Origin of the sequence: Salinarimonas sp. (assembly GCF_046292825.1) — a bacterium.
Lineage (GTDB): Bacteria > Pseudomonadota > Alphaproteobacteria > Rhizobiales > Beijerinckiaceae > Salinarimonas.
The window spans coordinates 102156-119344 of sequence record NZ_JBKBQG010000004.1; the positions used below are offsets into that span (position 1 = coordinate 102156).

Consider the following 17189-nt stretch of genomic DNA (forward strand, 5'->3'; position numbering starts at 1 on the left):
CCCATATGGGCTGCGACGCTCGAAGAACCGCGTGAGGACCCCCGATCATGCATTATCGCCCCCTCGGGCGCACCGGCCTCGAGGTCAGCGCGCTCTGTCTCGGCACGATGACCTACGGCGAGCAGAACAGCGAGGCCGAGGGCCACGCGCAGCTCGACTACGCCTTCGAGCGCGGCGTCAACTTCGTCGACACCGCCGAACTCTATCCGATCCCGCCGAAGGCGCAGACGCAGGGGCGCACCGAGGAGATCCTCGGCACCTGGATGAAGGCGCGGCGCAACCGCGCCGACGTGATCCTCGCGACCAAGGTGGTGGGGCGCTCGGGCAATACCTGGTTCCGCGACGACGGAGCGCCGGCCGAGCTCTCGCGCGCGCAGATCAACGAGGCGATCGACAAGAGCCTGCGGCGGCTGCAGACGGATTACATCGATCTCTACCAGGTCCATTGGCCCGACCGCGCGGTGACGCAGTTCGGCTCCGTGCCGACCGTCTATCGCCGCCCGGATCCCGCACCCGAGCATCCGATCGAGGAGACGCTGGAGGTGCTCGACGGGCTCGTGCGCGCGGGCAAGGTGCGCCATGTCGGCGTCTCGAACGAGAGCCCCTGGGGGGTGATGGCCTATCTGAAGCATGCGGAGACGAAGGGGCTCGCCCGCATCGCCTCGATCCAGAACGCCTACAGCCTCGTCAACCGCACCTTCGAGAGCGGGCTCGCCGAGATCGCGATCCGCGAGGATGTCGGCCTCCTCGCCTATTCGGCGCTGGCGCAGGGCTATCTCACGGGCAAGTACGAGGGCGGCGCACGGCCGCCCGGTGCCCGCAAGACCCTGTTCGACCGCCTGCAGCGCTACGAGACGCCCGGCGCGCCGGCGGCGATCACGGCCTATGTCGCGCTTGCCCGCGATCTGGGGTTCGACCCGGCGCAGCTCGCCCTCGCCTTCGCTACCTCGCGGCCCTTCACCACCGCGACGATCGTCGGCGCCACGAGCCTCGCGCAGCTGCGCATCGCGATCGATTCGCTCGAGCTGCGCATCGATCCCGCGATCGAGGCCGCGATCGACGCGATCCATCTTCGGAACGCCAATCCCTGTCCGTGAAATTTATCACCGAATCGGGCGATGCCGCGCGGTCGGATTCACGGTCGCTTAGCGCCTGCCAGTCACCATGTGGCTGGAAGTCGCAACAAGAAGCGATGCGCAGATGGACGGGGCAGGATTCTTCGGACGGGACGGCGAGACCGCTGCGGGCCGTCTCGCGCTCGCCCGTCCGGGAGAGCGCGCCGCGCCGCTCGCCGCCCATGCGGCGCGCCTCGTCGGCATCGGCGGCTTCCGCTGCCTCGGCGAGGCGGCCGAGTGGACCCGCGAGACCGCCGACGTCCTGCGCCTGCCCGATTGCGCCGAGCCGACCGTCGAGAGCCTTCTCGCCGCTTTCCCGGCGGAGGCGCGGGCCGAGGTCGCCGAACATCTCGCCGCCGCCGCGCGGGGCATCCCGTTCGACGCCGAGATCCTGCTGCGCCGCGACGCGAACCGCCCGCTCTTCGTGCGCCTCGTCGGCGAGCCGGATCCGGAGCGTGCGGGCGGCGTTCGCGGCGCCGTGCAGGACGCGAGCCGCCGGCCCGTCGAGGAAGGCGCGCTCTGGACGCTCGCCAATGTCGACGACCTCACCGGCCTTTGGAACCGCAAACGCTTCGGCGAGCTCGTCGCGGCCGCCTGCGCCCGCCCCGATGCGGGGCTCCTGTTCGTCGACGTGGACCGGATCAAGGACGTCAACGACACCTGGGGCCATTCGATCGGCGACGCCCTGATCGCGGCCATCGGCGCGCGGATCGCGGCCCGGCTCGGGCCAGACGCCCACGCCGCGCGCCTCGGCGGGGATCGCTTCGGGATCGTGCTGACGCAGGGCGCCGACGCCGCGCGCATGGCCGAGATCGCGGCGCGCCTCCTCGGCGCCTGCGATGCCGAGATCACGCTGCCGGGCGGCCACGCCCTCGTCGCCTCCGTCTCGATCGGCGGCGCCCTCGCCGCCGATGCGGAGGGACCCGACGGGCTGCGCATCGCCGCCGACACCGCGCTCGACGAGGCCAAGTCCTCGGGGCGGGGCTGCTACGTTCCCTATCGTCCGGCGATCCGCATCGCCCAGGCCCGCCGCCTCGAGGAGGTGCGGGAGGCCGCTTCCTATCTCGAGAGCGGCGCCGTCGAGCCGCGCTACATGCCGGTGGTGCGGCTGTCGGACCGCTATCTGTGCGGCTTCGAGGCGCTCGCGCGCTTCGTCGACGGCGAGGCCGCCCATTCTCCCGCGCAATACCCCGCCGCGCTCGCCGATGCCCGGCTCGGGCACCAGCTCACCACCCGCATGCTGGAGGGCGTCGCGCGCGATCTCGCCGCCTTCGCGCGCGAGGGAATCGTGTTCGACAAGGTCGGCGTCAACGTCACCCTCGCCGATTTCCGGCGCGGCGACCTCGAGGAGCGGATCGCGCGCATCTTCGGCGAGGCCGGCGTGGCGCAGGAAAAGCTCGTGATCGAGGTGACCGAGCAGGTCTTCCTCTCCGGCGAGGCCGATTGCGTGGCGCGCACGGCGGCGCGGCTGCGCGAGAAGGGCGTGCGCATCTCGCTCGACGATTTCGGCACCGGCTTCGCGTCGCTGACCCATCTGCGCACCTTCCCGCTCGACACGATCAAGATCGACCGCTCCTTCGTCTCGCGGATCACCGAGGACGCGCCGAGCCTCGCCATCGTCGGCGGTCTGATCGAGCTCGCCTCGCGGCTCTCGATCGATCTCGTCGCGGAGGGCATCGAGACGCGCGCGCAGCTCGAGCTGTTGGAGCGGCTCGGCTGCCCCTTTGGCCAGGGCTACCTGTTCGCGCCCCCGCTCGCCTACGCGCAGGCCGGCGCCTTCGTGCGCCGAGCGGGCGCGGAGATGCGCACGCCGCTCGCCGCGTAGACGTAGCCGTTTCCCGCGCGCGCCGAATGGGTTAGCTATCGGCCACGCGATCGCGGGAACGGGAGCGGCGGCCATGGCCAAGATCATCGACGAATTCAAGACCTTCGCCCTGCGCGGCAACGTGGTCGACCTCGCGGTCGGCGTGATCATCGGCGCCGCCTTCTCGCGGATCGTCTCCTCGCTCGTCGACGACGTCTTCACGCCGGTGCTCGGCGCCGTCACCGGCGGGCTCGATTTCACGAATTACTTCATCGCGCTGTCCTCCGACGTCACGGCGACGACGCTCGCCGAGGCGCGGGCGCAAGGGGCGGTGATCGCCTACGGCGCCTTCCTGACGGCGACGATCAACTTCCTCATCGTGGCCTGGGTGCTCTTCCTCCTCATCCGCGGCATCAATCGGCTTCGCGCCGCGCAGGACCGCCGGGTCGAGACCCCGCCCGCGCCCCCGGAGATTCCCGCCGACGTGAAGCTCCTCTCCGAAATTCGCGACCTTCTCGCAACAGGCGGCGAGGCAACGCGAAAAAAATCGGCCGAGGGTCCAAAAACCGATTGAAGCGGGGGCGAATCGGTCCTATCTACGCCTTGCCCAATTTCGCACGTGCCTGTGGTCGCGTGCCGGTCGGTGGGCATCCGGACAAGAGGCCGGACAGCCGCCCGGGGGATCCTACCCCCGATACCCCTGACCGGCAGCCGGAGGCGAAACCGGCGCACTCCGCTCTCAAGCGGGGAACGCGGCTTAAAGCAACGACGACACGGGCTTTTTTGGTCTCGGCCGCCCTCCAAAGGCGGCCACCGAAGAGGCTTGTCTCATCTTTGCCGGCCGTGCGGTTCGGGATCTCCCCGTACCAATCCATGGCAGCTACGTCGGGTCGATCGACCGTCGCTCTGCGCGCGTCTCCAAAGCGTGCGCCGCGCGAGCGGGCGATACCCATCCTAGCTACGCGATCGCTGCGCGCGATCGCGGTCGTGTTCACGCGGGTGGCCTAGACGCCGCCCACTCGACCTATGGGGAGGGCGCCATGACCGAGCGCATCCGTGAGTTTCTGCGCCACCGCCGCGAGGACGGGCCCTGCCTCGTCGTCGATCTCGACGTCGTGCGCGACAATTACGCCAAGTTCGCCCGTGCGCTGCCGGACACCCGCGTGTTCTACGCGGTGAAGGCGAACCCGGCGCCGGAGCTGCTCGCCATGCTCGCGCAGCTCGGCTCGTGCTTCGACACGGCGTCCGTCGTCGAGATCGAGCTCGCGCTCGCCGCCGGCGCCACGCCCGACCGGATCTCCTTCGGCAACACCATCAAGAAGGAGCGCGACATCGTCCGTGCGCTCGAGTACGGCGTGCGCCTCTTCGCGGTCGATTGCGAGGCGGAGGTCGACAAGATCGCCCGGGCGACGGCGCTCGTCGGTGCCGAGGGCGTGAAGGTCTTCTGCCGCATCCTGTGCGACGGCGCGGGCGCCGAATGGCCGCTCTCGCGGAAGTTCGGCTGCGAGCCGGAGATGGCGGTCGAGGTGCTCGAGCACGCCCACCGGGCGGGCCTCGAGGCCTATGGCGTGTCCTTCCACGTCGGGTCGCAGCAGGGCAATGTCGGCGCCTGGGACCAGGCGCTCGCCTCCTCCTCGGCGATCTTCCAGACGCTCGCCGAGCGCGGGATCGTGCTCTCGATGGTCAATCTCGGCGGGGGCTTCCCGACGCGGTACCTGAAGGACATCCCCGCGGTCGAGGCCTATGGCCAGTCGATCTTCGAGGCGCTGTCGCGGCATTTCGGCAACCGCATCCCGGAGACGATCATCGAGCCGGGTCGCGGCATGGTCGGCAATGCCGGCATGATCGAGGCCGAGGTGGTGCTCGTCTCCAAGAAGAGCCGCGCCGAGGGCGAGACGCGCTGGGTCTATCTCGACATCGGCAAGTTCGGCGGCCTCGCCGAGACGATGGACGAGTCGATCCGCTACGCGATCCGCACGGACCGCGACGGCGACGAGATGGAGCCCTGCGTGCTCGCCGGCCCGACCTGCGATTCGGCGGACGTCCTCTACGAGAAGACGCCCTATCCGCTGCCGGTCTCGCTCGCGATCGGCGACAAGGTGCTGATCGAGGGCACGGGCGCCTACACGACGACCTACGCGGCCGTCGCCTTCAACGGCTTCCCGCCCTTGAAGAGCTACGTGATCTGATCCCGGCTGCGCCGGGCAGAGAGAAGCCGAGACGAAAAGCCCCTCCCGGCGACGGGAGGGGCTTTTTTCGTGCGCGCGGTCTTGGGGCTTTGCCGCGAAGCGCCTCAGCCGCTGCGGGCGGCGGTCTCGATGCGGGCGCGCTCGGCGTCGCCGAGGTCCATGCGCTCGGCGAGGATCTGGAGGAAGGCGCGCTCCTGCATCGTGTCGGGCTCGATGGCGAGGCGGGCGGCGGCATAGGCGCGCGCGGCCGCCTCGGGAGTGGCGACGCGGTCGGCGATCTCCTCGATGTCCATCGGCCAGCGCATCTCGTTCTCGAGCCAGGCGGCATCGTCGGGGTCGAGACCCGCATCGCGCATGCCCTCGATGAGGCGCGCGCGCTCCTCGGCTGTGACGACGCCCTCGGCCGCCGCGGCGGCGACCATCACCCGCACGAGAAAGGTCGCCTCGTCCTCGTCGAGCCGGCCGAGATCGAGGATCGCGTCGGGGGAGGGGGCCTTGCCCTCGGCGACCGCGCCGGGCTCGGCTGCGCCGCGGCCGAGAACCCGCGCGGCGGCCGCGCCGATCCGTCCCGTCGCCGCGGACAGGGCGTCGAGCATGCGTCTTGCGTCCATACGATGGTCCTTCCCTCGCCACGTGCCTGTCGCGAGGGACGAACGCGGCTCAGCCGACGCTCGTTCCGGACGCGGCGGCTCCAGCAGCCCCGGCGGCGCGCGGCAGCGCGGCGGCGGCCTCGGCCAGCGTCCGGATCGCGGCGACGTCGCGGGCGGCGAGGGCGTCCTTCGGCGTGATCCAGGTCCCGCCGACACAGACCACGTTTGGACAGGCGAGATAGTCCCCCGCATTCGCCGCGGTGATCCCGCCCGTCGGGCAGAAGCGCAGGCTCGGCAGCGGGCCGTGGACGGCCTTGAGGAAGGCCGGCCCGCCGACCACCGAGGCCGGGAAGGCCTTCACGAACGAAAACCCGTGCTCCATCAGCGCGAGCGCCTCGCTCACGCTCGCGCAGCCCGGCAGAGCGGGCACGGGGGCGCTCGCGAGCGCCTCGGCGAGCCGCGCGGAGGTGCCCGGCGTGACGAGGGCGCGCGCGCCGGCGTCCACCGCCTCGCCGATCTGGCTCGGCGCGGTGATCGTGCCGGCGACGAGATAGGCGTCGGGCACCTGCCGCGCGATGGCGCGGATCACGTCGAGGGCGTGCGGCGTGCGCAGGGTCACCTCGATCACCGGCAGTCCGGCATGGACGAGCGTCGAGGCCAGAACCGGCGCGAAACCGACGTCGTCGAGGCTCACCACGGGGATCACCGGCGCGCGCGAAGCGGCCGCGAGGAGAGCGTTGGTCCTGTCGCGCATGTCTCGGTCCTCGTCCTCGCCGTCGGTGCGGGTCGATTCCGGCGGAGGGCGCACGATCGACCGGGGACGCGGGCGCCGTCAACCCGGTTCAGAAGGTCGCGCGCAGGAGAATCGCCGTCGCGTCGTCGCTGCGTTTGAAGCGCGGGTGGAGGCGCCCCTGCGGGTCCTCGACCTCCTCCACCGCGCGCAGCCGCGCGCCGATCTCCGCGAGCCCCTCGTCGAGCGCCTGCGCGATCAGACCCTCCGCGTCGGTGCGCTCGTAGAGCTCGACATAGGCCGAGAAGCCGTCGGAGGCGAGGAGCACGTGGCCCTCCCCGGAGAGCGCGACCTCGCCGCGCTCGGCGAGCGCGGCGGCGTCCCGGTGCAGGCCGAAGGCCGCGGGGGCGCCCTCGACGAGCGCGCGCCGCCGGGCGGCCATCTCGGTCTTGAAGGCGTCCGTCTCGCGCACCGCGTCGCATCCCGTGCCGGTCTCGCGCATCAGCCGCTCGGCGAGCGCCCGCTCCTCGATGCGCAGAGCCGGCGCCTCGCCGAGCGTGTAGACCGCGCCTTCGGCGTCGCGGACATAGGCGATCGTGTCGGCGAGCGTGTAGGTGACGAGGCGCCCCGGGCCGAATTCGGCGAGGGTGAGGGCGGCGGCGGGCCAGGTCGCGGGATCGCGCCGCGCCGTCGCGCCCCTCTCCTCGATGCGGGCGAGGAAGGTGGCGCGCGCCTCCTCGATCACGGCGGCGATCAGGTCGCGCGCGTCCTGCGCCTGCGGGGCGCGGGCGGCGAAGCGCGCGCTCGCGAAGGCGGCGAGCCAGGCGGCGTCGCTCGGCGCGTCCATCAGCGGCGGGTGGCCGGCGAGGACGTAGCCGTCGATCACCCAGGCGAAGCGCCCGGCCGCGCCGCACGAATCCTCGTTGGGGCGCGCGGGCGACCCGGGCAGGGAGAGGCTGTCGAGGATCTCGGGCATCTGGCGTTACGCTCCGTTTTCTGCTCAAGCTGCGCGCCGTCGAGACGAGCGTGGGGGGCGAGACGAGCGATGGTGGACGCGGATTTTCTCACGGCGGCGCTCGTCACGCTGCTCGTCACCGTCGACCCGCCGGGCCTCGCGCCGCTCTTCCTCTCGGTGACGCAGGGCATGGACCGCGAGCAGCGCCGCCGCGTCGCGGTGCGCGCCTCGCTGATCGCCTTCGCCATCCTGGTCTTCTTCGGGTTCGCGGGCGAGATCCTGCTCGGGGCGCTCGGCATCTCGCTGCCGGCGTTCCGCATCGCCGGCGGGCTCCTCCTGTTCACCATCGCCTTCGAGATGATCTTCGAGCGCCGCGAGAAGCGCAAGCGCGAGACGGCGGAGACCGCGATCACCCTCGACCACGTGCGCAACGTCGCCGCCTTTCCCCTCGCGATCCCGCTGATGGCGGGGCCCGGCGCGATCACCGCGATGATCCTGCTCGCGGGGCGCGCGGCGGGCGAGCCCGTGATGCAGGGCGCCCTCGTGGGCGTCGTCGCGATCGTGGTGGGCCTGTCCTTCCTCACCTTCCTCGTGGCCGAGCGCGTCTCGCGCCTCCTCGGCGTCACCGGCAACGTCGTCCTCACCCGCCTCCTCGGCGTGATCCTCGCGGCGCTCGCGGTGCAGTTCGTGGTGGACGGGATCCGGCAGGCGTTCGGGGTGGGGTGATCAACACCGCCCCCGCCCATCCGGAAAGTACAGCCCGCGCTCGAAGCGGTAGCGGGCGTTGAGGATGCCTTGGCTGCCGTCGGCGAGGAAGTTGCGCTGGATGGTGACGAAGCGCGGGGGATTGCGGTCGTGCTCGATGCAATACGAGCCGATCACGTCGAAGGACAGGCGCCAGCGGCCGCGATTGGACAGGAACACGGTCGTGCGGCAGCCGACCGGGTCGCAATGCATCGAGGGCCGCCCGCGGCAATCGAAGCGGTTCTCGTCGACGATCACGTCGGGGACGCCGTCGCCGTCGAGATCGACGCGCTCGACGGCCGTCATCGGATCGGTCGGCGTGCCCCGCGCCGCGGTGCAGGCCTCGACCATGGCCAGCGCCTGCCGACGGGCGATGTCGGGCAGATCGTTGAAGGAGGCGGCGGCCGGCGCCGGCACCGCGAGGGCGGCGAGGAGGAGGGCCCAGAGAGCGGCCGAGAGGGCGAGAGCGGGCGCGCGCATGATCGCGAGGGTGAGCGCGAAATCTCTAGGAAGCGTGAACGCGGATTGGTTCCATCCCGCGCGCGCTGCTCGTGCGACGACCCACCGCAGATCGTTGCAGCCGGAGCGTGCAGAATGACGTAAAGGTCCTCGGAGAACCACGCTTGCGTGCCGTCGCGGCTGCCAAAAGGATTTGACACGGCCAAGCCGGCACCTGTAAATTGCTATTTGGCAGCGCGCGACGTGTTAAGGTTAATCAAAGCTTTACGCGATTCCTTGCATTCGAGCGGTTTTCATCGCCCCCTCCTCTATGGTTAGTTGCCATCGACGGACGGCGAGGCACCCCTCGGGGCTATCGACGAGATGAGGCGATCGATGACGATGCACGCGGTGCTCGGCGAGACCGAGTCGACCGACCGACCGAGCGCGCGCGGATTCCACGAAGGTCCGGCGATCGCGGCGCGGCACTGGCGCCGGCCGCTCGCGGAGGACTCCCCCTCCGCCCCCCGGCGCCTGGGCTCTCCCATGGAGGCGCTCGACGCGCTCCAGAAGGCGCAGGCCGCGATGCGCGCGTCCCAGGCGCTGGCCGCGCGCGTGGCGAGCGAGCGGTTCGAGGAGATCGAGGTCCGGCTCGAGCCGGAGATCGAGACCTATTGGTGCGGCATGCGCCCGACGGGGCGCCCGTCCTACACGCCCGCGCTCCTGCGCGGCCTCCAGGACATGCAGCGCTCGCTCGTGCGCCTGTTCGAGGAGACCCCGACCGAGGCCGGCCCGCCCTTCCGCTATTTCGTCGTGCGCTCCTTGCAGGAGGGCGTGTTCAACCTCGGCGGCGATCTGAGCCTGTTCTCGCGTCACATCCGCGAGGGCGACCGGGATTCGCTCGCGCGCTACGCCACCGCCTGCATCGACGTCGTCTACGCGAACTACGTCGATTACGGCCTGCCGATCGTGACGATCGGCCTCGTCCAGGGCGACGCGCTCGGCGGCGGCTTCGAGGCGGCTCTGTCCTGCGACGTGCTGGTGGCCGAGCGCGGGGCGAAGTTCGGCTTCCCCGAGGTTCTCTTCAACCTCTTCCCCGGCATGGGCGCCTACAGCTTCCTCACCCGTCGCCTCACCGGCCTCGCCGCCCAGGAGATGATCGCGAGCGGGCGGATCTACGACGCCGAGGAGCTCGCCGGCATGGGCCTCGTCGACATCCTCGCCGAGCCGGGCGAGGGCGAGGAGGCGGTCCGCGCCTACATCGCCCGCAACCGCCGCCGCCACAACGCCCATGCGGCGATGTTCGCCGCGCGGCGCCGGGCGCAGCCGACTCCCTACGAGGAGCTCGCCGCCATCGTCGACCTGTGGGTCGACGCCGCGATGCAGCTCGAGCCGGGGGACCTGCGCAAGATGGAGCGCCTCGTCAGCGCCCAGGACAAGCGCCGCCTTCAGCTCGCGGCCGAATAGCCCGGCGCGTCGGGCTCCGTCGCAGCCTCGGCCGACAAGGCCGCGAGCGCCGCGCGCACGCGGGCGAACTCGGCCTCGATCCGAGCGAGCCGGTCGGGGCCGATCGCGCGCAGCGTGTCCGCGTCGATCTCGCGCAGCTCGAGACAGACCTCGTAGAGCGCGCTCGCCCCGATATTGGCGGCGCTCGAGCGCAGCGCGTGGCACAGGTCTCGGAACGCCTCGACGTTCACGTCGCGGGTCGCGCAAGCGAGTTCGTCGAGCACGGTGTCCGCGTCGGCGAGGAAGGCGCCGGTCACCTGATCGCGGAAGGACGTCCCGCCGAGCCGCTCGAGCCCCGCGAGCGTCGCGGCCGAGAGCGCCTCCGTCACGACGCGCTCGGCAATCGGCTCTACGTCCGGCGCCCGTTCGTCGCGGTTCTCCTCCGCCGCGCGGGCGAGGTCGTCGGGGCCGGGCACGTGCAGGAAGGCGTCGCCGCGCGTCTGCGCGATCGTCGCGATGACCGAGAACAAGGCGCTCGGCTCGATCGGCTTCGTCACGCAGCCCGCCATGCCGGCCTCTTCGCACAGGCGCCGCGTCTCGGGCGTGGCGTCGGCGGTGAGGGCGACGATCGGGACGCGCGCGTGCGCTTCCGGCATCTGCGCGCGGTAGAGCTTGGCGGCGAGGAGCCCGCTCATCACGGGCATGTTGAGGTCCATCAGGACGAGGTCGAAGCTGCCCTCCGTCATCGCCGCGAGCGCCGCCTTGCCGTCGGCGACGATGGTGGCGTGGTGGCCGCCGCGCTCGAGGATCTTGGCGATGACCTTCTGGTTCGTCGTGTTGTCCTCGGCGACGAGGATCCGCAAGTGCCGCAGGGCGGGCGCGTCGGCGCGGGTCGCGGCGGCCGGCTCCGGCGTCCGTCCGCTCGCGTGCTCGGCGATGCGCAGCGCCGAGCGCAGGCGCGCGACGTCCAGCGGTCGCGCGATCGCTGTCGCGAAGCTGCGCCGCAGGCTCGGATCGAGCGGCGTGTCGGCATTCGCACGCACGAGGATCGCGGCGAGCGGCGCTGCGGCGCAGGCGGAGATCGCCGCGCGCACGGCGTCCGGAGCGCCCGCGACCGCGTCCTCGTCGAGAAGGAGGATGCCGGGCGCCTCGCCGGAGCGGGCGACGGCGCAGGCGTCCTCGAGCCGCTGCACGCGGACCGGCTCGCAGCCGAGCGCGCCGAGCGCCGCCGCGAGTTCCCGCCCGCCCGCCTCGCTCGACAGGACGAGGGCGCGGCTCGCGAGCGCCGGCGTCTCCTCCGCGGCCGCTCGCCCCTCGTCGACGCTCAAGCGGAAACCGAAGCGGAAGACGGAGCCCGCGCCGGGCGCGCTCTCGACCTCGATCGTGCCGCCGTTGAGCTCGACGAAGCCGCGCGCGATCGCGAGGCCGAGCCCCGTGCCGCCGTAGCGGTTGATGATGCTGCCGTCGGCCTGGGTGAAGCTCTCGAAGATCCGGTCGCGGTTCTCCGGGGCGATCCCGATGCCCGTGTCCTCGACGGCGACGCGCAGGAGGAGCGAGCCGTCGTCCGCGCGCTCGCCGGACGCGAAGATGCCCACGAAGCCGGCATCGGTGAACTTCACGGCATTGCCGATGAGGTTGAGGAGCACCTCGTGCAGGTGGCGGCGATTGCCGAGCACCGCGTGCGGCAGGCTCGCATCGACGTGCAGCGAGACCACGAGCCCCTTCTCGCGCGCCTGGGCGTGGACGAGCGCCGTCGTCTCGCGCAGGAGGGCGTGCAGGTCGAAGGCCACCTGCGTCGAGGGCATCCGGCCCGCCTCGAGCCGGGAATAGTCCAGGATGGTGTTGATGTGGTCGAGAAGCACGCGCCCGGCGGTGTTGATGGTGCGCGCCATCTCGCGCTGCTCGGCATCGAGCCGCGTGTCTTCGAGGAAGGCGCTCATGCCGATGATGGCGTTGAGCGGCGTGCGCAGCTCGTGGCTGACGCTCGCGAGGAACATGCTCTTCTGCCGGCTCGCCTTCTCGGCCTCGAGCTTCGCCTGCTCGAGCTTCGAGATCAGCGAGGCGGCGTAGGCCGGCAGGATCACGAGACCGATGAGGAGCCCCGCCGAGACGAGCGGGTGTTCGTTCCAATAGCCCCCGAACAGGCAGACCGTGCCGAAACCGACGACCGCGAGCGCCATCGCCGCGAACAGGTAGCGCACGCCGAAACGGAAGCCGTTGCCGAAGACGACCCAGAGATAGATCGGGTAGAGGACCGCCGTCGTCTCCCCGCCGACATAGAGCCCGTAGGAGAGCGCGCCGAGATCGAGCACCATCGCGAGCACGCGCCGCGGCGGCGAGGCGCCGGGGGTGGCGAGGAGATGGGCGAAGAAGCCGATGCCCGCGAGGCAGTAGAGCGTCACCACGAGGAGCGGCTGCACGACGCCCGCCACGTCGAGCGCGTAGCAGGCGAGGAGATAGAGGAAGATGATGAGCCCGATGGCGAGGCGGTTGATCGCCATCTCGTGCTCGCGATCGGGCCGGGCCGCGAGGCGCTCGCGCAGCGAGCGGCGGGCGGCGCGCTCCTGAGCCGCGCTCATGCCGAGAGGGCCATGGTCGCGTTGGCGCGAACGAGCGCCACGAATTCCGCCGCCGGCAGAGCCGGGCTGAACAGGAAGCCCTGCGCCTCCTCGCAGCCCTCCGCCCGCAGGAGCGCCACCTGGTCGCGGCTGTCGACGCCCTCGGCGATCACCTCGATGCCGAGCGAATGGCCGAGATTGACGATCGCCCGCACGATCGCGGCGTCGTGCGGATTGCTCTTCATGTTGCGCACGAAGCCCTGATCGATCTTGAGCCGGTCGACGGGGAACTTCTTTACGTAGGCGAGCGAGGAATAGCCCGTGCCGAAATCGTCGATCGCGAAGGAGACCCCGAGCCGGCGCAGATCCGAGAGCTCTTCCGCCACCGATTCGGCGTTCTGCATCAGGATCGATTCGGTGATCTCGAGTTCGAGCAGCTCCGGCTCGAGCGTCGATTGCGTGAGGATGTCGATCACGAGCGCGCGCATGTTCTGCTTGCGGAACTGGACCGGCGACAGGTTGACGCCCACCCGCAGCCGCGGCAGGCCCTGCGCCTGCCAGGATTTCGCCTCGCGGCAGGCCTCGCGCATCACCCATTCGTTGATGGGGATGATGATGCCCGTCTCCTCGGCGAAGGGCAGGAAGTCGAGCGGGCGCACGAGGCCGCGCTTGGGATGGCGCCAGCGCACGAGCGCCTCGGCGCCGACGATGCGGCCGGTGCGCAGGTCGATCTGGGGCTGGTAGTGCAGCTCGAACTCGCGGTTCGCGATGGCGCGGCGCAGGTCGTTCTCGAGGGTGATGCCCTCGCGCGCGGCGGTCACCATGTCGGCGCGGAAGGCGCGATAGGCGTTGCGCTCCTCCGATTTCGCCCGATACATCGCGATGTCGGCGTTCTTGATCAGCTCGTCCGTGTCGTCCCCGTCGCCGGGATAGAGGACGAGCCCGAGGCTCGCGCCGACCACGATGTCCTGGTCGGCCACGCGGAACGGCTCGCCGATCGCCGCGATCAGGCGCTCGGCGAAGGCGGTGGCGTCGTCCGCGCCGCGGACGCCGGTCTGCAAAACGGCGTATTCGTCGCCGCCGAGGCGAGCGACGGCATCGGTCTCGCGCACGATCTCGCGCAGGCGGCCCGCGACCGCCTTCAGGAGCTCGTCGCCGCGATGGTGCCCGAGCGCGTCGTTGACGCTCTTGAAGCGGTCGAGATCGATGAGGTGGAGCGCGAAATAGCGGTCGCCGCGCCGCGCCCGCGCGATCTCGGCGCGCACGCGCTCCTGCAGGAGCGTGCGGTTGGCGAGCCCGGTGAGCGCGTCGTGATGGGCGAGGTGGACGAGATGGCTCTCCGCCTTCTTGCGCTCGGTGATGTCGAGGGCCGTGGTGAGCACGGCGATCACGCGGTCGGCGCCGTCGCGCAGCGGCGCCTTGGTGACGACGTAGGCCCGCATCTCGCCCGATTTGTCGCGCGCCTCCTCCTCGTAGCTCGGCAGCGCCCGGCCGGAGCGGAAGACGAGCTGATCGAGCGCGACGCTCCTCTGCGCCAATTCCTGGCCGACGAGCGCCGCCGCCGGGCGACCGATCGCGTCCGACTGGTCGATTCCGGCCATCGCCGCCATGTGGGCGTTGAGGAAGACGCAGGCCCCGTCGCGATCGTAGGCGCTGATCAGCGCCGGCACCGTGTCGATCACCTGGGCGAGGCGCTGGCGGCTGTCGCGCAGGAGCGCCTCCCGCGAGCGCTCGGAATCCTCGAGCTCCTGCGCGAGCGAGGTCGCGCGGCTCTTGATGATCAGCGATTGGCGGCGCAGGCGCAGGAGATTGCGCGCGCGGGTGAGGAACTCGGCGTGGTCGACGGGCGAGAGCAGGAAATCGGTCGCGCCGGCCTCGAGCGCCTCGATCCGGAAGGAGCGCTCCTCGTAGACGGTGATCGCGATCACCGGAACGTCCTCGCAGCCGGGCAGCTCGCGGAAGCGCCGGGTGAACTCCGCGCCGTTCATGCGCGGCATCTTGAAATCGGTGATGACGAGATCCGGCGGCGTCGTCGCGAGCCGCTCGAGCGCCTTGCCGGGATCCCCGAACGCCTCCACCTCGACGTCGTCGGCGATGGAGGCCGCGAGACGCGAGAAGATGTTCCTGTTGCTCACCCGGTCGTCGAGAATGATGATCAAGGGCATTGCGTGCCGTCGCCGCTCTCGTGGGGTTTTGCCGCCGGATGCGGCGCATTCCACTTCGTATGGTGGCAGCCAAACCTAAAAGAATAATCAACGCATGCACGCCGCAACCACCTGCGAGAAGTCGCACAGTCGGCGACCGCTGCGGCACCCTGGAGCAATAGTAATCAAGCTCGCGGGGACGCCATCTGAACAAACGGCAATCAGAATAAATCGGCGGCTGGCGGCGCGCTTCCGCTGAAGACAATCGATAATTTTAGCGATTTGCCGGCCAAGTCCGCGGCAGCTCGGCGAAAGCGTGGCGCGGCCACGGCCTCGGCATGCGGCTAGACTTGCCCGATGAAAACCAATGATTGTTGTCGATCGCGCGGGGTCCGCAAATCGACGATTGTCCGCGGCCCGTCGCAGAGGGTTCAGGCGCCCTGTGCGACGAGCGGCTCGTCGGGGGCGGCGGCCTCGGCGGGCGTCTCGCCGGCGATTTCCGGCTCCTCGGCCTCCTCGTCCTGGCCTTCGAGCCCGCGCTCGTCGGCGCCCGTCGCCGCGGCGAGGTTGCGCGCGACCTTGCGCAGGAGCTTGCGCAGCCGGCGGCGGTCCTTCTGGTCGAAGCCCTCGACCATCTCCGCCTCGACCTCGTCCCAGAGCACCTCGATCGCGCGCGCCGTCTCGAGACCGCTCGCGGTGAGCCGGACCCGCACGATCCGCGCGTCCTCGGGCTGCGCGCGCCGCTCGACGAGGCCGGAGGCGGCGAGGCGGGAGACCGTCTTCGAGGCCGTCGGCGGGCGCACCCGCAGCATCTCGGCGAGCGCGCCCATGGTCATCTCGCCCTCGGCGGCGAGCGCCTGGAGCACCTGCTCCTGCCCCGCGAACAAGCCCAGCTCGCCGAGCCTGTCGCCGATCCGGGCGCGGTGGAGGCGCGAGGCCTGGACGAGCGCCCAGCCGACGCTCTTCGCCCCCGGATGCCTGTTCTTGCCGTTCGGTTTCGCCGTCATCTGTAAAGCTCGCATTGGCGTCGCGGCTATCGTTCTGCCGCAACCGCATGAAGCGCGCATGACAATTCGTGCGGATCCCTCCCCGGAGGGGAGGAAGGGGCAAGACGCTTGCAGGATCGTCTCCGCCCGGGCCCCACCCGGCCCGTGTCGCTTCGCTCCCCGGTCCACCCTCCCCTCCGGGGAGGGATTTACGCGATCTGCGCGAGCCTCGCCTCGACGCGGGCGAGGAAGGCCTTGCGGCGCGTATCGTCGGCGGAATCCATCTGGTGGAGGCCGAGCCAGAAGGTGCGGCAGCCCTTGGCGCAGAGCACCGAGAGCCCCGTGAGCAGAGTGCGGCGCCCCGGCATGCCGATGATCCACCACCACCAGGGCGGCGAGCCGAGCGTCGAGATCGCGCCGACGAGGCGGATATTGGTCATCACCCGCGCGATCGGCTTGCCCTTTTCGGGCATCTTGAAGGTCGCGTGCGGCACCCAGACCCGGTCGAGCCAGCCCTTCAGCATGGCGGGCGGGCCGTACCACCAGGTCGGGTAGACGAACAGCAGCCCGTCCGCCGCGCGCAGGCGGGCGAGGTGGTCCGCGACGTCCGCCTCGTTGACGCCGGGCGTGTGATAGTCGCGCCGCGCCTGCGCGGACAGGACGGGGTCGAAGCCCTCCGCGTAGAGGTCGAGGAGATCGACCTCGTGCCCCGCCCGCGTCAGTGCCGCGATCGCGCGGTCGCGCACGGCGGCGTTGAAGCTCTCGGGGCAGGGATGGCAATAGACGAGGAGGATGCGCATCAGACGCTCGCGAGGGTCCGCTCGACCCGTTCGAGGAAGGCGCCGCGGCTGTGGGCGGTCGCGTTGTTCATGTCGTAATGGGCGAGGTAATGGGTTCGCGCGCCGGGCGCCGCCAGCACGCGCAGCATGCGCGTGACGCAACGGCGCGGCGGATCGCCCATGAGGAAGGCCCGCCAGCGCGCGGCGCCGTAGGTCGTCACGCTGACGAGAAGGCGGATGTTCGAGAGGTTGGGCGCCACCCGCCCGTTCTCGATGCGGAAGCTGACGCCGGGCAGGAACACGCGATCGAGAAAGCCCTTCAGGATCGCCGGAAAGCCGAAATTCCACACCGGATTGACGAGGACGAGCCCCTGCGCGCGCTCGAGCCGCTCGACATAAGCCTCGACCGGGGCGCGATTGGCGGGGATCGCGTGGTAGCCGCGCCGCTCCGCGAGCGACAGGACGGGGTCGAAGCCCTCTGCGTAGAGATCGCAATCGTCGACCTCGTGCCCGCGCGCGGCCAGCGTCGCGACGACCCTGCGGTGGAGCGCGGCGACGTAGCTCTCCGGGTCGGGATGGGCGTAGAGGACGAGGATGCGCATGTCAGGGCGATCTCCCCTCGAGAGAGGGCGCCGCTCTCCTTCCCCTGAGAGCCTGAAAGCCTCTCTCACGGGTGTCATCCCGGACGCCGAAGGCGATCCGGGACCCAGA

15 protein-coding genes are annotated in these 17189 nt (G+C 70.9%); 6 read left to right on the forward strand and 9 right to left on the reverse strand.

Annotated features, from left to right (window positions below):
- Window positions 1-47 precede the first annotated feature (47 nt).
- The 4 genes from ACK4UM_RS03775 (at window position 48) to ACK4UM_RS03790 (ending at window position 5108) form a co-directional block, all read left to right on the forward strand.
- Complete coding sequence (locus tag ACK4UM_RS03775) at window positions 48-1097, forward strand: aldo/keto reductase (protein WP_409795843.1); 1050 nt, start codon at window positions 48-50, stop codon at window positions 1095-1097.
- Between the two features lie 103 nt (window positions 1098-1200).
- Entirely contained in the window at window positions 1201-2940 is a 1740-nt protein-coding gene (locus tag ACK4UM_RS03780) for a putative bifunctional diguanylate cyclase/phosphodiesterase (RefSeq protein ID WP_409795845.1), read from the forward strand.
- A gap of 82 nt (window positions 2941-3022) precedes the next feature.
- A complete protein-coding gene (gene mscL / locus ACK4UM_RS03785; RefSeq protein ID WP_409795993.1) occupies window positions 3023-3493 on the forward strand; it encodes a large conductance mechanosensitive channel protein MscL in 471 nt (156 codons plus the stop codon).
- Window positions 3494-3959: 466 nt separating this feature from the next.
- Window positions 3960-5108: a type III PLP-dependent enzyme gene (locus ACK4UM_RS03790; protein WP_409795848.1), complete on the forward strand. Its 1149-nt coding sequence runs from the start codon at window positions 3960-3962 to the stop codon at window positions 5106-5108.
- A gap of 104 nt (window positions 5109-5212) precedes the next feature.
- Here the strand turns inward: ACK4UM_RS03790 and ACK4UM_RS03795 are convergent, their stop codons facing one another.
- The 3 genes from ACK4UM_RS03795 to ACK4UM_RS03805 all read right to left on the reverse strand — a co-directional run bounded on the left by ACK4UM_RS03795 (window position 5213) and on the right by ACK4UM_RS03805 (window position 7404).
- Window positions 5213-5719: a DUF533 domain-containing protein gene (locus ACK4UM_RS03795; RefSeq protein ID WP_409795851.1), complete on the reverse strand. Its 507-nt coding sequence runs from the start codon at window positions 5717-5719 to the stop codon at window positions 5213-5215.
- Between the two features lie 49 nt (window positions 5720-5768).
- Window positions 5769-6452: a bifunctional 4-hydroxy-2-oxoglutarate aldolase/2-dehydro-3-deoxy-phosphogluconate aldolase gene (eda, locus tag ACK4UM_RS03800; RefSeq protein WP_409795853.1), complete on the reverse strand. Its 684-nt coding sequence runs from the start codon at window positions 6450-6452 to the stop codon at window positions 5769-5771.
- Between the two features lie 88 nt (window positions 6453-6540).
- Window positions 6541-7404, reverse strand: coding sequence for a protein phosphatase 2C domain-containing protein (locus ACK4UM_RS03805; protein WP_409795856.1), 864 nt, complete (start codon window positions 7402-7404; stop codon window positions 6541-6543).
- Window positions 7405-7473: 69 nt separating this feature from the next.
- Between ACK4UM_RS03805 and ACK4UM_RS03810 the strand changes: the two genes are divergently transcribed.
- Window positions 7474-8109: a MarC family protein gene (locus tag ACK4UM_RS03810; RefSeq protein ID WP_409795859.1), complete on the forward strand. Its 636-nt coding sequence runs from the start codon at window positions 7474-7476 to the stop codon at window positions 8107-8109.
- Here ACK4UM_RS03810 and ACK4UM_RS03815 read toward each other — a convergent pair whose 3' ends face one another.
- Complete coding sequence (locus ACK4UM_RS03815; protein WP_409795862.1) at window positions 8110-8607, reverse strand: hypothetical protein; 498 nt, start codon at window positions 8605-8607, stop codon at window positions 8110-8112.
- 354 nt (window positions 8608-8961) lie between these two features.
- Between ACK4UM_RS03815 and ACK4UM_RS03820 the strand changes: the two genes are divergently transcribed.
- Window positions 8962-10032: a crotonase/enoyl-CoA hydratase family protein gene (locus tag ACK4UM_RS03820; protein WP_409795865.1), complete on the forward strand. Its 1071-nt coding sequence runs from the start codon at window positions 8962-8964 to the stop codon at window positions 10030-10032.
- Here ACK4UM_RS03820 and ACK4UM_RS03825 read toward each other — a convergent pair.
- The 5 genes from ACK4UM_RS03825 to ACK4UM_RS03845 form a co-directional block, all read right to left on the reverse strand.
- Window positions 10014-12590 (reverse strand): ATP-binding protein, encoded by a 2577-nt coding sequence (locus ACK4UM_RS03825; protein ID WP_409795868.1) that lies wholly within the window; start codon window positions 12588-12590, stop codon window positions 10014-10016. The two genes, ACK4UM_RS03820 and ACK4UM_RS03825, sit on opposite strands and share 19 nt — an antisense overlap.
- Window positions 12587-14734: an EAL domain-containing protein gene (locus tag ACK4UM_RS03830; RefSeq protein WP_409795870.1), complete on the reverse strand. Its 2148-nt coding sequence runs from the start codon at window positions 14732-14734 to the stop codon at window positions 12587-12589. The genes ACK4UM_RS03825 and ACK4UM_RS03830 overlap by 4 nt, the downstream gene beginning before the upstream one ends.
- A gap of 410 nt (window positions 14735-15144) precedes the next feature.
- Complete coding sequence (locus tag ACK4UM_RS03835; RefSeq protein ID WP_409795871.1) at window positions 15145-15720, reverse strand: MarR family winged helix-turn-helix transcriptional regulator; 576 nt, start codon at window positions 15718-15720, stop codon at window positions 15145-15147.
- A 188-nt stretch (window positions 15721-15908) separates the two neighbouring features.
- Window positions 15909-16499: an NAD(P)H-dependent oxidoreductase gene (locus tag ACK4UM_RS03840; protein ID WP_409795874.1), complete on the reverse strand. Its 591-nt coding sequence runs from the start codon at window positions 16497-16499 to the stop codon at window positions 15909-15911.
- Window positions 16499-17080 (reverse strand): NAD(P)H-dependent oxidoreductase, encoded by a 582-nt coding sequence (locus ACK4UM_RS03845; protein WP_409795877.1) that lies wholly within the window; start codon window positions 17078-17080, stop codon window positions 16499-16501. Before ACK4UM_RS03845 ends, ACK4UM_RS03840 begins: the two co-directional genes overlap by 1 nt.
- Window positions 17081-17189: the final 109 nt, after the last annotated feature.

What these genes read in the sequence shown, in the direction of transcription:
- ACK4UM_RS03775 (WP_409795843.1), top strand. Translation starts at nt 48, where the DNA reads ATGCATTATCGCCCCCTCGGGCGCACCGGCCTCGAGGTCAGCGCGCTC.
- ACK4UM_RS03780 (WP_409795845.1), top strand. Translation starts at nt 1,201, where the DNA reads ATGGACGGGGCAGGATTCTTCGGACGGGACGGCGAGACCGCTGCGGGC.
- ACK4UM_RS03790 (WP_409795848.1), top strand. Translation starts at nt 3,960, where the DNA reads ATGACCGAGCGCATCCGTGAGTTTCTGCGCCACCGCCGCGAGGACGGG.
- ACK4UM_RS03795 (WP_409795851.1), bottom strand. Translation starts at nt 5,719, where the DNA reads ATGGACGCAAGACGCATGCTCGACGCCCTGTCCGCGGCGACGGGACGG.
- eda (WP_409795853.1), bottom strand. Translation starts at nt 6,452, where the DNA reads ATGCGCGACAGGACCAACGCTCTCCTCGCGGCCGCTTCGCGCGCGCCG.
- ACK4UM_RS03805 (WP_409795856.1), bottom strand. Translation starts at nt 7,404, where the DNA reads ATGCCCGAGATCCTCGACAGCCTCTCCCTGCCCGGGTCGCCCGCGCGC.
- ACK4UM_RS03810 (WP_409795859.1), top strand. Translation starts at nt 7,474, where the DNA reads ATGGTGGACGCGGATTTTCTCACGGCGGCGCTCGTCACGCTGCTCGTC.
- ACK4UM_RS03815 (WP_409795862.1), bottom strand. Translation starts at nt 8,607, where the DNA reads ATGCGCGCGCCCGCTCTCGCCCTCTCGGCCGCTCTCTGGGCCCTCCTC.
- ACK4UM_RS03820 (WP_409795865.1), top strand. Translation starts at nt 8,962, where the DNA reads ATGACGATGCACGCGGTGCTCGGCGAGACCGAGTCGACCGACCGACCG.
- ACK4UM_RS03825 (WP_409795868.1), bottom strand. Translation starts at nt 12,590, where the DNA reads ATGAGCGCGGCTCAGGAGCGCGCCGCCCGCCGCTCGCTGCGCGAGCGC.
- ACK4UM_RS03830 (WP_409795870.1), bottom strand. Translation starts at nt 14,734, where the DNA reads ATGCCCTTGATCATCATTCTCGACGACCGGGTGAGCAACAGGAACATC.
- ACK4UM_RS03835 (WP_409795871.1), bottom strand. Translation starts at nt 15,720, where the DNA reads ATGACGGCGAAACCGAACGGCAAGAACAGGCATCCGGGGGCGAAGAGC.
- ACK4UM_RS03840 (WP_409795874.1), bottom strand. Translation starts at nt 16,499, where the DNA reads ATGCGCATCCTCCTCGTCTATTGCCATCCCTGCCCCGAGAGCTTCAAC.
- ACK4UM_RS03845 (WP_409795877.1), bottom strand. Translation starts at nt 17,080, where the DNA reads ATGCGCATCCTCGTCCTCTACGCCCATCCCGACCCGGAGAGCTACGTC.